Annotated in this window: 7 protein-coding genes; all 7 read right to left on the reverse strand. The window is 40.5% G+C overall.

The window, feature by feature from the left end:
* Nucleotides 1–65: 65 nt before the first annotated feature.
* Nucleotides 66–4,907: an NAD-glutamate dehydrogenase gene (locus AN395_RS07565; protein WP_054982573.1), complete on the reverse strand. Its 4,842-nt coding sequence runs from the start codon at nucleotides 4,905–4,907 to the stop codon at nucleotides 66–68.
* Between the two features lie 213 nt (nucleotides 4,908–5,120).
* Nucleotides 5,121–7,442 carry an RND family transporter gene (locus AN395_RS07570; protein ID WP_054982574.1) on the reverse strand — a complete coding sequence of 774 codons (2,322 nt, stop codon included), beginning with the start codon at nucleotides 7,440–7,442 and terminating at the stop codon, nucleotides 5,121–5,123.
* Nucleotides 7,442–8,437 (reverse strand): YCF48-related protein, encoded by a 996-nt coding sequence (locus tag AN395_RS07575; RefSeq protein WP_054982575.1) that lies wholly within the window; start codon nucleotides 8,435–8,437, stop codon nucleotides 7,442–7,444. Before AN395_RS07575 ends, AN395_RS07570 begins: the two co-directional genes overlap by 1 nt.
* 127 nt (nucleotides 8,438–8,564) lie before the next feature.
* A complete protein-coding gene (locus AN395_RS07580) occupies nucleotides 8,565–9,929 on the reverse strand; it encodes a DUF1329 domain-containing protein (protein WP_054982576.1) in 1,365 nt (454 codons plus the stop codon).
* A 13-nt stretch (nucleotides 9,930–9,942) separates the two neighbouring features.
* Nucleotides 9,943–12,036 carry a DUF1302 domain-containing protein gene (locus AN395_RS07585; RefSeq protein WP_004586707.1) on the reverse strand — a complete coding sequence of 698 codons (2,094 nt, stop codon included), beginning with the start codon at nucleotides 12,034–12,036 and terminating at the stop codon, nucleotides 9,943–9,945.
* Nucleotides 12,037–12,286: 250 nt separating this feature from the next.
* Nucleotides 12,287–12,508 carry a DUF2835 domain-containing protein gene (locus tag AN395_RS07590; protein WP_054982577.1) on the reverse strand — a complete coding sequence of 74 codons (222 nt, stop codon included), beginning with the start codon at nucleotides 12,506–12,508 and terminating at the stop codon, nucleotides 12,287–12,289.
* The gene (pepN, locus tag AN395_RS07595) at nucleotides 12,509–15,103 is read right to left on the reverse strand and encodes an aminopeptidase N (protein ID WP_054982578.1); all 2,595 of its coding nucleotides are present in this window, start codon (nucleotides 15,101–15,103) and stop codon (nucleotides 12,509–12,511) included. It lies immediately after the preceding gene.
* Nucleotides 15,104–15,132: the final 29 nt, after the last annotated feature.

A 15,132-nucleotide genomic window follows, 5' to 3' on the forward strand; every position in this document is an offset into this window, starting at 1 on the left:
GTATTGTATAACAATTTTAACAATTAACTGATTATTTACTGAATAAATAACCAATTAAAGCTAAATTATTTTCCTGATGTATCACAGTTATGGCTTAACAACATTAATTCGCGCAGTGCAACTGAGAACTTAGCAAAGTCGTGACTTTGCGAGGTTTTAAATTCAGCTAACATTTGCTTCCAACGCTGTAGCAGCAGATCTTGGCTTGCCATCCACTGATCGATTTGATTATCAACATCGTTTTCGTCACCTTCAAAGCTGTTTAGCACAACATGAGAAAGCGTACGTTGTTGCCAATCAAGCTCTTCACGGTACGACGCACGGGCAAGTGCTTGCCAATGGTTAGAAACAGGCTGGTTAGTAATTTGATCTAAGAACCAGTGTAAGCCCATACGCGAGCCAAGTTTAAAGTAGGTATTAGATACCATCGCCACACTGCGGCCTGAATTATGCGCTATTTCAGCAATATCCATTACAGAGAACAGGCTAGAAAGGTCAATAATACGCTTAGCAATTTGCTTAGGTACACCTTTTTCAACTAGCTCATTTGCTTTGCCAGTCAAACATTCGTGTTCTTTGTCTTGCATGTACGTATTTAAGTTTTCGCTTAAATCTTTAAACGTTGGCGCAAAGAACTCGATAGCTTGTTCAATTGTTTGTGCTTTATTACGATGACGTAAGAACCAGCGTGTTGCACGGCGAACAGTACGACGTAATTGGTAAAGCATTTCGGTTTGAACTGCTGCTGGGATTTTATTATCTAGCGCGCTGATTGATGACCAGGTTTCACGCATTTCAAAAATCTCACTCGCAATTGAGTAGCACATTGCGATTTCAGCTTCGTTAGCACCGGTCTCTTCGTTCATGCGTACCATGAAGTTTAAGCCCATGTCATTAACGATATTGTTCGCCAGTTTTGTTGCAATGATTTCTTTGCGCAGTGGGTGATTATCCATCGCGTCGTTAAATTTTTCACGCAGTGGACGCGGGAAAGACTTAACTAGTAGCTGACGGTAGTAAGGGTTTTCAGTAATTTCATCTGTTACTAACGACTCTTTAAGCACCATTTTAGCGTACGAAACTAATACTGAAAGCTCTGGACGTGTTAGGTCTTTACCTGCTGCAGCGCGCTCTGCCAACTCTTCATCAGTTGGTAAAAACTCGATTGCACGGTTTAGCTTGCCTTCTTTTTCAAGGGCATGAATAAAGCGGATCTTCTCTTTAAGTGTTGATGCACCTTTAGACTGTGTAATCGACAATGTATGTGTTTGACGGTAACAATCTTTAAGTACAAGCTCAGACACTTCGTCGGTCATAGAGTAAAGTAACTCATCACGTTGTTTACGTGTTAAATCCCCTTCTGAAACTAAGCCGTTAAGTAAAATTTTAATATTTACTTCGTTATCTGAACACGCAACACCGCCTACGTTATCAATAAAGTCGGTATTTACACGCCCGCCTTTGGCTGCAAACTCGATACGCCCTAATTGGGTTGCACCTAAGTTACCGCCCTCACCTAAAATTTTAGCGCCAAGGTCTTTACCGTTTATGCGCAGCGCATCGTTTGCACGATCCCCTACATCAGCGTCTGTTTCGTGGCTGTTTTTAATGTAAGTACCAATACCACCGTTCCACAGTAAATCAAATTCCATCATTAATGAGGCTTTGATTAACTCATTCGGTGTCATGCTTGCTTTTTTAGTGCCAAGCATTTTTTTCATTTCTGGGCTTAAAGAAATCGATTTAGCTGCGCGCGAGAAAATTCCACCACCCGCTGAAATCAGATCTTTATTGTAATCTTCCCATGATGAACGAGGCAGGTTAAACAAGCGCTCACGCTCTGGGTAAGAGGTCGCTGCATCTGGTGTAGGGTCTACAAATATGTGCATATGATTAAACGCGACTTGTAAGCGAATGTGCTTAGACAATAACATGCCGTTACCAAATACGTCGCCGGCCATATCACCAATAGCAACCACAGTGAAGTCGGTAGTTTGACAGTCAATATCCATTTCACGGAAATGACGTTTAACAGACTCCCATGCACCTTTTGCTGTTATGCCCATTTTCTTATGGTCATAACCTACTGAACCACCTGATGCAAACGCATCACCTAGCCAGAAGTTGTATTCGTTAGCAATACCGTTAGCAATATCAGAGAAGGTAGCTGTACCTTTATCTGCTGCAACTACTAAGTATGGGTCGTCTTCATCGTGACGCGTTACATTAGCTGGCGGTACAATTTCACCACGCTCAATGTTATCGGTAATGTCTAATAAACCACGGATGAAAATTTTGTAACACTCTTGACCTTCTTTAATAAAGGCTTCGCGTTCACTCGGTAGCTGCTTACATACAAAACCACCTTTAGAACCTACCGGAACAATTACAGTGTTTTTAACTTGTTGCGCTTTTACTAAGCCCAGTACCTCAGTACGGAAATCTTCACGACGGTCTGACCAACGAAGGCCACCACGAGCAACTTTACCACCACGTAAATGCACACCTTCTACACGCGGAGAGTATACAAAAATCTCAAATGCTGGCAGCGGAAGCGGCATATCAGGAATTAAGCTAGGCTGTACCTTAAACGACACGTAAGATTTAAACTGACCTGTTTCATCTTTTTGGAAGTAGTTAGTACGCAGTGTTGCGACAATCATATCTACGTATAAACGTATAATACGGTCATCATCAAGGTTCGCTACGTTTTCAAGCTCTAAGTAAATTTGTGCACTTAATTTCTCAAGTGTTTTAGGGCTTGCAGGGCTTTTTACTGAGAATTTTTTAGCAAATAAGTTAACTATTTGCGCAGCAATATGCGGGTAGTTTGCAAACGTGCTTTCAATGTAGGTCTGTGAGAAAGTAACCCCAATTTGGCGCATGTATTTTGCATAGGCACGTAATATAGAAGCTTCACGACCTGTTAAACCACCCATTAATACTAAGCGGTTAAAGCCGTCGTTTTCAAGGCGGTTGCCCCATACATTAGTTAATGCAGCGCGAAAACGAGCAGAAATCTTATCAAAGTCGGCCATTCCTTTGCTGTCAATCAGCATAGAGAAGTCCATGATCCAATTGATACGACCATCACTTGTTTTAACAGAATATGGCGTTTCACCTACAACGCGTAAACCAAAGTTTTCTAGCATTGGCATAACATCAGATAAGTGAATTGGCTCATCTTTATGGAACAAGCTTAGGCGTACAATATTGCTGTTAGCTTCTTCTTGCGGACGGTAGAACAGCATTTCTAGCTTGTTCTCGTCGTTTAACAATTCTAGTTTTTCAATATCTACAACCGCAGCACTCGGTAGTACTTCATCTTTGTACGAGCGTGCAAACGCGTTGCAATATTTACGATTTAGCTCATTACCGCGGGCTTCCCCTGCTGACTCTAACAGTGCAGATTGTAATTTATCTTCCCATGTACGAGCAGCTTCTACTAGGTTGTTTTCGATGTCTTTCACGTTATATTCGATATTGTTATCGGTCACACGAACGGTGTAATGTGTACGCGCCAGTGTTGACTCAGAGAAATAGGTAGTAAATTCGACTTTTTCGTCAGAATTAAAGGCGTTAGCTAAAATGTCTTGTGTTTCTCGGCGCAGCGCTGTGTTATATCGCTCACGCGGAACGTACACCATACAAGAGAAGAAACGTCCGTAGGCGTCTTTACGAACAAACAAGCGACACATGTCACGCTCTTGAATTTGTAAAACACCCATTGCTACTTCGAGTAACTCGCTCTCGCGAGCTTGAACTAATTCATCACGTGGGTACGTTTCTAAAATATTAAGTACCGCTTTGTATGCATGGGTGCCTTTAGCAAAGTCACACATATCCATGATGCGGTTAATTTTAGTTTTTAGAACAGGCACATCTGCTGCGCTGTTGTTGTAAAAGCTTGATGAAAATAGGCCGATAAAACGGTCTTCACCAACCACATTGCCTTCATCATCAAAGCGTTTAATACCAACGTAATCTATGTAGGCTGGGCGATGAACACGCGATACAGAGTTCGTTTTTGTTAATACTAATAAGTTACTGCTGAGGGCTTCTTGGCGAGCAAATTCTGGTAATTCAGATAATAAACGTGTGTGCTCATCGGTTGAATTTTTCATCAGGCCGAGACTGGTGTCCATTTTACCTTTTAACTGGTAATCACCTTGTACAGGGGTAAGCTCGTACTCGCGATAGCCCATTAAAGTAAAGTTATCTTTAGCCAGCCAATCTAAAAACTCTACGGCTTCAGATACTTCGTTTTTATTTTTATTGTGCTTACGTTTTGGTACTTCTTTAGTAACAGAGACTAATTTTTCGCGAATTGGCTGCCAATCATCTACCGCAATAGAAACATCAACCAATACTGATTCGAGCTCTTTTTTGAAAGAAGCAATAACAGATGCATCGGTTTGGCGGTCAATCTCAATAAAGAACACTGTTTTAGTAGAGGTTGATTCTTGCTCTGCTTTTAAATTTGATAAACCAGAAATTTTAGCGTTATCGTCACGCTGAATTTTTAGTGGGCAGTGAAGTAATAAGTGAGAAGCTATATTTTCACGGGTCATAGCCATACGAACAGAATCGACTAAAAATGGCATATCTTTAGCAATAATTTCTACAATTGTATGTGATGACTGCCAGCCATCTTTTGCTACTTCAGGGTTGAAAACGCGAATTACTGCGTCGTCCGTGGTGTTTTTTTCTAGTGCATTCCAAAGGCTGAGTGCAGCACCGTATAGGTCACTATCATTGCGATTTGCCAAATCCTCTTTAGACATATTGCTGTACAAGGCTTTGGCGAATTTCTCAACGAGTAACACATTATCAGCGTGAACTTTTTTCTGGATAAGCTTACAGACATTATCTAGGATAACCGAGGCTTGGCCTTCATTTCGTGTCATTGTATGTTCCTTAATCTATTACTGCTTTTAGTTAAGCAGAATATTTGTACAGCCATTTATTAGCGTGGAGTCAGTTAAATTCTAACCCTTTTAGCGCTAATAAACAGCCTTTTCGATGAAAACATTTTAAGCATTTCAGCTATTTGGTCATCTATTCACAAAATATAGATATAAATGACCATTACAGGTCATTTAGGAGCACAATTATTCACTTTATTTTTTCTGGTCGGTCCACAGCAGACTACCAATTGCAGGTAATAGCAGTACCGCACCTAACATATTTACTAAAAACATGAAGGTAAGCAGTATTCCCATATCTACTTGAAACTTAAGATCAGAGAATATCCACGTACTAACACCTATCGCAAGGGTAATACCGGTAAACAATACAGCACTGCCACGCTCAACAAGGGCATTACGGTACGCCACGCTCAGCGGTACGTTTTGCTTAAGTTGGCCCATCATCGAAGAAAGTATATAAATACCGTAATCCACACCAATACCTACACCTAAGGCTATAACAGGTAAAGTAGATACCGTTAAGCCAATTTCTAATTGCACCATCAGTGCCTGTGCAAGAGTTGATACAATATACAGAGGTAATACCACTGCAATTGTCGCTTTTACGCTCTTAAAGCTTAACAAACACAAAATAATAACTGCGCCGTAAACGTAAAGCATCATCGGAATTTGCGCCGCAGAAACAGACTCGTTTGTTGCCGCCATCACCCCTACAGGCCCAGACGCTAACCTAAAGGCTAACTTGTCTGTGCCTTCTTCTTGTGCAAATTGCTTAACACGTTGAATAACGGTATCGATTGTATTTGCTTTGTGATCATCTAAAAATATAATCACCGGCATGACTGAGCAATCACCATTAAGTAACCCTGTGCTTGTTTCTACACGGGCTGTTGATTGCACTAAGCTGGCTGAATTACGCGGTAAGCTTTGCCATTTTAAGTTACCTTCGTTGTAACCTGCGTTAACCGACTGCGCCACAGAGCTTAAACTAACCGCCGATTGCACGCCTGGCACGTTTTCTACCTTGTACTGAAAACGGCTAATGCGCGCCATCACATCGTGCTCTGTACACGCCGCTGGGTAAGCCTCAACAATCACTTTTAAAATATCCGACGAAATAGTGTATTTGTCCGATATTAAAAAAGTATCTTGATTGTAGCGAGCATCTTGATGCAGCGAAGGCGCACCTGCATGTAAATCACCAATTCGCATTTTATCTGCTTGCCAGTAACCTAAGGCAAATAACACCAGGGTAAAACCAATAATCATTTTTGCGGTTTTAGGCTCTGTGGCTTTTACTAATAAATCGCGTATCGCATCTAGCATATTTGGCTTTTGCGCATCGCCTGATTGAATATGCACAGTGTTGGCAAAATTCATATACGAGGCCCACACTGGCAATAAAATTAAATTAGTAAATATAATAACCGCAACACCTAAACTTGCTGTGATTGCAAGTTCACGAATAATACCTATATCAATAGTCAGCAGGGTTAAAAAGCCCACCGTGTCTGAAAGCAGCGCAATACCACCAGGTACAAGTAATGCTCTAAAGCTTGATTGACAACAAATGCGGGTACTTTTGCCCTCACCTACTTTTTTACCAATGGCGTTGATCATCTGCACGCCGTGGCTTACACCAATCGCAAATACTAAAAACGGCACCAATATAGACATAGGGTCGAGTCCAAAACCTAAACTTGACAATAAACCCATTTGCCAGATTACGGCAATAATTGAACACGCTATAGGTAAAATGGTGAGCTTTAAACTGCCACAAAATAGCCAAACCATAATAAAGGTAAAACCAATGGCAATAGCAAAAAATAGCACAACGCCTTTTGCCCCTTGAGCAATATCGCCGGCCATTTTGGCAAATCCAATAATATGAATACTGACTTTATCTGTACTTAAAGGCTCTCTTACTTGCGTTTCTAACTTATCTGCAAATGCGAGTGTATCTAGCTTTTGCTGAGTTTGCGGGTCGGTTTCGAGTAGTTGCGCGGTCACCATGGCACATGAGTAATCGCTGGCAATCATTCGCCCTACTACTTTTGCTTTTTCAATGTTTTCTTTAACTACCGCTAAACCTTTTTGGTCAGCTTTAAAGTTTGCAGGAATGATTGGGCCGCCAGCAAAACCATCTTCAACCACTTCGACAAAACGCGCACTGGGCGCAAAAATAGAGTTAACTAATGGGCGGTTTACACCAGGAATAAAATACAGTTGATCGTGTACTGCTTTTAATTGGGTGAAAAATTCGGGGTTAAAAATGTTGCCACTGTCATCACACACCGAAATTAAAATGCTATTTGCGCCACCAAATTGTTTTTCGTGTTTGGTGTACACTTTCATGTATTCATGATTTAGCGGAATATTTTTGTTAAACGAGGCGTCTAGTTCAATGTGAGTGGCTTTATAGCCTAAAAAACATGTGATTAGCGCAAAAGCGATCAACATGATAGTACGGTGTCTAAACACTGCCTTTTCTAAAAAATCTAAAAACGTATGCATTAAGGGTTCAACTCCTTCACTTTAATGCCATCTTCTGTTGCCATGACTAATTTATTATTAATTATTACGCCATCAAGAATAGCTTTACCATCGGGGCGTTGTTCATGTGTAAGTAAGCCGTCTTTTAAATGAAAGATCACACCACTATTTGCCAGCAGTAACCAATGCTCATTATTATAATTTATAATGTTATTAACCGTGGCCGTTTTAACATTTTCAAAATGCTGCCATTGTTGTTCATTTTTATTTTTAACAAATACATTTCCTCTGAGCCCTGCCACAATCTCTTGCTGCGCATCTGATGCTACCGCAAAAAAAGAACCTGGGTAAATTTCATCAAGGCGTTGCCATGTTTGGCCATTATCACTGCTTTTGGCCATTAACCCCATTTCACCGACTAACATCAAACCACTGTCTGTTTTTTCAATACGATTAAAATGAGGGAGTATAGATGCTGTTTCAGCTTCGTAGCCTTGAGGATCATTTTCTTTTAAATCATTCAAATACTCTCTGTCTTCACTAAACAGTAAAGAGTCTAAAAAGCGTTTATGCCAGTGCTTACCGCCATCACTGGTTTGATAAAACATGCCATAAGCGCCAACAGCAAAACCATTTGAGTCATCTTCAAAGTAAATATCTAAACACGGCTTATCAAGCTCTGGCTTTGCTTGTTGTAATTGCCAATTTAAACCACCATCGGTGGTATTAATTATTGTGGCATCGTGCCCGCACGCCCACCCGTGGGTTTCATTAGAAAAATCGACAGCCGTTAACAATACCTGTGTAGGGACGCTTTGCGCTTGCTGCCACTGCTCAGCGCTTTTGCTTGTTATTACCGTACCGTGCTTACCTACAGCCACTAAAGCAGCACCTGTATTAGTAATATCAGTTAGTAGGGTTTTATTTGCGTTGATTGCGCTAATAGCATACTGAGGTGCATCTTGTGCAATACTCGCACCGCTTATGATCAGGCTGGCATATACCAAATACTTCATAAATTTTAATCGCCTTGAACTGAAGAATTGTTTGTCTGTTTGCTGAGGAAAATCCTGCGTGTCGTATAGACAAACGCGATGAGAAAGAAAAAAGCAGCTAACGGGCTGTTAGCTGCATATTACGTTGTTATCTACCTTCACGGCGTAAAGCGCTTGAAGTAAATTCGTTATCGTTAAACGACTCTGAAAAGTCGTACATTTTTTCTTGGTTATCTAAACCAATAGCTAAGTAACGGCGCGAATTTAAATCATGATACACTTCTAAAGTACTCCACTGCGTAGGTACTTCGTAGTAGTTTAAGCCATATGCCATTGCTACACGATAAAGCTGGTCGCGATTATCATAAATATCGGTCACTTGTACTTGCCAGCTATCTTCATCAATATAAAACACGCGTTTTTTATAAATATGGCGTGTATCATCTTTTAAGTTAGCTTCAACAACCCATACACGGTGCTTTTCATAACGCGTATGCTCTGGATTAATGTGGCCGGGTTTTAAAATATCGTCGTACTCTAGTTTATCACTGTGTAACTTGTAGCTATTGTACGGAATATATAGCTCTTGCTTACCTTTTAAGGTCCAGTTGTAACGGTTAGGTGAGCCATTAAACATATCAAAATCATCAGTAGTACGTAAGCTATCTGCGGCTGTACCTGGAGCGTCATATGCAACATTTGGTGCACGACGAACACGACGCTGACCCGAGTTATATGTCCACGCTTGGCGAGGCGTTAAAATTTGATCCATGGTTTCGTGTACAAGTAGCGCTGTACCGGCAAGGCGTGCTGGCTCTGTCACCTTTTGCTTAAATTTAAACAAAATGTTTGAGTCTTGAAGCTCTGCAGGAGTCGCTTTAGGATCTGAATATTTAACCAATAGTTGTTCATCAAAGCCTACATAATTGTACGAACCCGATGCGGTGGGTGCAGCTTGTCCACCAAAACGCTCTATTGATTGTCCACGATAGCGTAATAAGTGATTCCAAATAGCTTCTAAGCCAGATTTAGGAATAGGAAATGGAATACCAATTGCGGTATTTTTTATTCCGTTGCCACCTTCAATAAGCTCAGCCGTTGCAGCAAACTCTTTTGTTGCATCGTATACAAACTGTGGGTAAGACGCAGAGCGGCGCGTTTCATAAACAGGCATTTTAAACGTATCTGGGTATGCTTCAAATAAAGCAATTTGGCCAGGGCTTAAATTAGCTTTGTACCTATCAAGGTTTGTTTTATCAATGGTAAACAACACTTTGTCCGCAGAATACGGGTCTAAATGGTGCATCCCTGGTTCATAACCTTCTGGTGCAGATGTAATACCGCCATTCCACGCTGGAATTGACCCATCAGCATTGGCTGCTTTTTCTGCGCCAAATGGCGTTAAGTCTTGTCCTAAACGTGCAACTTCTTCAGCGCTCATTTTTGCCATTGCCGCTGAACTTAAAAACATGCTACACAAAGCGGTAGCGATGAGGGTAGGTTTTTTAATCATACTAATATTACCCCTAAATTGAATATTTTAAATTGAAAGAAACGTAGTCACGATCTGAGAAAGTATTGATATCGCCACCACCCCAAAATGAGTTGTAGCTCACATCAAGTGACCATGCATTTTGGTAATTAAAGTTCATCGTTACGCCCAACGATTTACGGTCTTCAATAAACAAGAACATAGGATCCGGTGTGTTACCGTTTACATCATGAGAAAATACAAATCGTGGAGAGAAGTTAATACCATTGTAAAGGTTAAAGTAATCACCTTTAGCAATTAGGCGGTAACCCCAAGATGATGCCGTTGCAAACGACTTTTCTTCTGGGCCATTAGAAAGGCCTAGTTGTAATGTTGTGTAGTCAGTAGTGCCTGGGCCTGTGATTACACCGCTTCGACCTGTACCCGACACATTTAAACGCATTTCGTCGTAGTCAGGCATATCATGAATTTTAACAGCACCTACTTCACCTACTACAGCCCAGCTATCAGCACCTAATGACGGGCCAAATAAATGTGTTGCAGTAAACTGAATTTGTGATGTGTCGCGTTCAATATAACCTTGTGCAACTTCACCTGCCGCTACAGAGCTAATCGCATCACCAAAACTCATTTGCGAAATACCCGCAAAGTCTGGGCGAATACCGGCAAGCGCCAATTGTTCAGGCATGGCGGTATAAAGTAGCTCTACATCGTCTATTTGTAACGGTTCGTCTTTACGAAATGCAAACTCACCAGCAAACGCGGTTTCGCCAATTGTGGTGTTAAAGCTTAAACCGTAAAGTTTAATATCTTCTGGGTAATCATTTTCTGCTTTTGAAAACGCAACTAAATCTGCCACGTTGTCATCTGTAATTTCTGTTGTTGCAATCATCGCTAAATCTTGTGCGATGGCAGCTTGAGAAAAGTTAGATACACGACCAGAAATTAGCGGACGTCGACTATGGTAGTTAACGTGGTATAACGCCACTTCTGTGTCGTTCCACTCTGGTAAAAATACACCTAAACGTAAACCATATTGGCCGCCGTCATCTGGCTCTGTTTTACCGTTATCGCCTTTACCTTTAAGCGCAACTTTAGTTGGATGAGCTAAATACATGTTTGCAAGCAGGGCTTGGCCTTCAGCACTTGTTGGGTCGATACCCTGTGCAGCGGCTACCTGAGCAAAATTAGTATAAAGGTTATTAAGGCTGTCGGTTAAAAAGGCCATATCAATGTCAGGGTTTGAAGTAAAACCTAACTGTACATTTTGCTGATAGCCGTTTTCTGCTGCAAAGTCATTGGTAGAAAAATAAGTACCTGCAGCCGGTAGGCGTGTTTCATGCCATTGGTACTGATAAAAACCTTCTAAAGTAATATTTTCAGTGATCCCTAATGACGCCCAAAGCATACCTACAGGAATAAATGCTTCTTTAAGCTCAGCACCTGGCGCTTTTAAGCGGTCAATATCGACCGGGTTTACGTTAATACCATGAGAGATAAGTGTACTCTCACCCCAGTTAACTACTTGTTGACCAAGGCGAATTGACAGCGGGTTGTTGCCATCGTTTAAGTCAAAATTTGCCCAAACGTAAGCATCTAATAAACGGATGTCGGCACAGCTTTGCTCTTTTGTGTCGTCATCATCACATGGATCTACGCCTTGTCCTGAGGTTGGGTTAACGTAGGCTCTATCACCATCCATTAACTCAAAATCGTAAAAGTACATAAAACGTGTGAATAAGCCGTAGTTATCTTTGCTAATTGAAAGGTCGTGTGTTCCTTTCAATAATTTTGAAAACGAATCACCGCTATCAAAATTAAGATTACCTGCATCGCCATTATTAGAGTAAGAGCCTGGTTGGGCCCAAACATCTTGAGAAGAATAAATTGTATTTAATGAAGGATTATACCCAGTCCAATCAAATGCAGGATTATTGCTTTTACCAATAATGTCGAAATCTCTGTCTTCAACACGGACGCTTTGACCATAGGAAAAAGTTGAGTCGAAGGTGACATCAAAGCCCCCTACCTCAAAATTTGCTGCATTCGCTGCTGCAGATAAACCTAAGCTTGCGGCTGCTAAACCTATAGCTATTTTGTTTTTAACAAAAAGCGATCTTCTTATCATTGTGTATCCCCCCTGTCGTGGGTAATTATGTGTGATCAAGTTATTGTTTTTAGTGTAATCTTAACGATAGAAGCGATTATAAAAAATTACAAATGGTCGCGTTCAATCAATTATTATATTTTTTGAGCTGACGTTTACGTATTGGTAAGACGTCATACCAGATAATTTATACACGTAAATTAACAATAGAACAAATTGAAATTAACAAAAAGATAATATTTTTATGTATCTATAACATAAAAACAGCAGGTTAGGCGATACGTTCGAGGCGAATAAATTTATTCTCGGGGGTAACTAAAAGTCTAAAATGCCCTCTTATTCCAATAGATGAAATGTAAGGGCGCAAGTGCGAGGCGGCAAAACGTATTGTTTTACCGTTATCCTCAACTACTTGTACTGAGCTAAAACGACCATGGTAGTAGTCCATGCATTTGTTATAGCTCAGGTGTAAAGAGAAGTAATACTCAATCATTTAATTAAGCGCTTTTTCAACCTTTTCAAATAAATCAGCACTTAATCCTTCAAGGTTTGCTAAGCGTTGCAACTGTGCTTTCATTGCTTGAGCACGGGTTGTGTCAAAGCGTTTCCACGACATGAAAGGCGTTAACATTCTAGAGGCATTTTGCGGATTTATCGCGTTTAGCTTAATAAGTAAATCACCTAATAATGCGTAACCTTCACCATCTTTTCGGTGAAATTGTGCGGTATTAAAATGACTAAAGCTACCCACTAATGCGCGTACACGATTTGGGTTTGAAAAATCAAAGCTAGGATGCGCGTACAACGCTTTTATATTCTCAATAGCACCATCACCAGATTGCATAGCCTGTAGTGCAAACCATTTGTCCATAACTAAAACATCATGACGCCACTGGCTATCAAAGTGATCTAACAACATTGTTCTTAATAGGTGTGATGCTTTTACTACCGCACTTAATGAGGCTAAAACATTGGTCATATTCGGTGAATCTGCCGATTCTCTAATAAAGCGGTCAACTTGCTCAGAAGGTATTTTAGCTAAGTAATGTAAACAAACACCTTTAAGCGCTCTTATAGCCACTGCATCTGCATTTATACTGCCATCATCTACTAACGAACTGTAACAATGTAAAAGCTCATCAGATAATTGCTCGGCAATCTGTTGCTCAAACAATCTTGTGATTGTAATGATTTCGTCAACAGGAATTATGTCAAACTCAGCGGCAAACGTGTCAAAGCTTGGCAGTTTTATAAGCTCTGCTACCAGTGCTAAATCACCACTTTGTGCGCTTATTAACACACGTAGTGCATTAATAACGTTTTCACTTAATGTTGCGTGTTCAGGTGCATTAACTGCTTGCTTAACTGCATTAATAAATAACTGCTGCTGCGCATCCCAACGCGAAAAATCGCTGCGCGCATAACGCATAATATGCAGTAAATCAGGTTCTGAATTTTGCTGGCTTAAAATACAGGGCGCTGAAAAATCTTCAAGTAGTACAGCCACTGGGCGAGCAGGTATTTGATCAAAGTAAAACGTTTGCGTTGGCGCAGTTACGTTAAGCACGTGGTCGCGTTTTTCACCTTGATAAGTAAGTGCAATACTTTGCCCATTTTCATCTAATAATTCGATGGCAAATGGAATGTGCATGCTCTTATTATCTGGCTGATTTAGCGGAGCTGATTGCTCAATTGTTAAAGTATAAAGTTGCTTATCGTGATCATAGTGCTGTGTTGCATTTAATCGTGGTGTACCTGATTGGCTATACCAACGCTTAAATTGCGTTAAATCTATGCCTGAAGCATCACTCATTGCAGCAACAAAATCATCACAGGTAACCGCTTGACCATCATGGCGTTCAAAGTAAAGCTGCATCCCTTTTTGAAAGTTAACCTCACCTAACAGGGTGTGCATCATTCTGATAACTTCAGCCCCTTTATCGTACACCGTTACGGTATAAAAGTTATTCATTTCGATAACTTTTTCAGGGCGAATTGGGTGCGCCATTGGCCCCGCATCTTCACTAAACTGATGTGTGCGCATTACTTTAACGGCATCAATGCGGTTAAGTGCGCGTGAGCCTAAATCGCTACTAAATTCTTGGTCTCTAAATACTGTGAGCCCTTCTTTTAACGATAGCTGAAACCAGTCTCTACAGGTAACACGGTTACCCGTCCAGTTATGAAAATACTCATGACCAACAATCGACTCTATCGTGTGATAATCTTTATCGGTGGCGGTTTCTTGGTTAGCCAATACGCATTTACTATTAAATACATTTAGCCCTTTGTTTTCCATTGCTCCCATATTGAAAAAATCTACGGCAACAATCATGTAAATATCTAAGTCGTATTCTAGGTTAAAGCGCGTTTCATCCCAATGCATGGCTTTTTTTAATGAGTTAATTGCATGTGGTGTTTTAGATAAATTGCCTTTATCAACAAATAACGCAAGCTCAATTTCGCGCCCACTTTTTGTTGTGTAAGTGTCTTTTAGTACATCAAAATCACCCGCTACTAATGCAAATAAGTAACTTGGCTTTTTAAATGGGTCTTGCCATTTAGCAAAATGGCGGCCATCAGCTGTTTCACCACTGTCAATTTGGTTACCATTTGACAGTAAATGCTTAAAGCTTTTATCAGCAATAATCGTCACATCGTATGTGCTTAGCACGTCAGGGCGGTCTAAAAAGTAGGTTATTTTTCTAAAACCTTGTGCTTCACATTGCGTGCAATACGCTCCACCAGATAAATACAAGCCTTCTAAAGAGGTATTTGTATCAGGAGAAATTTCAGTAACAATTTTAAGCTGGCATGTGTGAGGTAAATCATTAATGATTAGGTGCTCACCTTCAATCTTATAATTAGTATAAGCAACATTATCTACTTGCAGCTCCACTAATTGTAAGTCTATGCCATCTAACACAAGCGCTGAATTTTGATTTGTTGTTCTTTTAAGCGTTAGTAGCGCCGTCACTTTTGTATTTAGTGGTTGTAAGTCAAAAGTGAGTTCAGTGTGCTCTATAGAAAAATTAGGCGCAGTGTAGTCTTTTAAGTATTGCGCTTTTGGCTTTGCTGACACAGTCATAGTTACTCCAACTAAAGCTCCTTAAAAAA

The sequence above is a fragment of the Pseudoalteromonas sp. P1-30 genome (genome assembly GCF_001400005.1).
Taxonomy (GTDB): domain Bacteria; phylum Pseudomonadota; class Gammaproteobacteria; order Enterobacterales; family Alteromonadaceae; genus Pseudoalteromonas; species Pseudoalteromonas atlantica.

What these genes read in the sequence shown, in the direction of transcription:
- AN395_RS07580 (WP_054982576.1), bottom strand. Translation starts at nt 9,929, where the DNA reads ATGATTAAAAAACCTACCCTCATCGCTACCGCTTTGTGTAGCATGTTT.
- AN395_RS07565 (WP_054982573.1), bottom strand. Translation starts at nt 4,907, where the DNA reads ATGACACGAAATGAAGGCCAAGCCTCGGTTATCCTAGATAATGTCTGT.
- AN395_RS07570 (WP_054982574.1), bottom strand. Translation starts at nt 7,442, where the DNA reads ATGCATACGTTTTTAGATTTTTTAGAAAAGGCAGTGTTTAGACACCGT.
- AN395_RS07590 (WP_054982577.1), bottom strand. Translation starts at nt 12,508, where the DNA reads ATGATTGAGTATTACTTCTCTTTACACCTGAGCTATAACAAATGCATG.
- AN395_RS07585 (WP_004586707.1), bottom strand. Translation starts at nt 12,036, where the DNA reads ATGATAAGAAGATCGCTTTTTGTTAAAAACAAAATAGCTATAGGTTTA.
- AN395_RS07575 (WP_054982575.1), bottom strand. Translation starts at nt 8,437, where the DNA reads ATGAAGTATTTGGTATATGCCAGCCTGATCATAAGCGGTGCGAGTATT.
- pepN (WP_054982578.1), bottom strand. Translation starts at nt 15,103, where the DNA reads ATGACTGTGTCAGCAAAGCCAAAAGCGCAATACTTAAAAGACTACACT.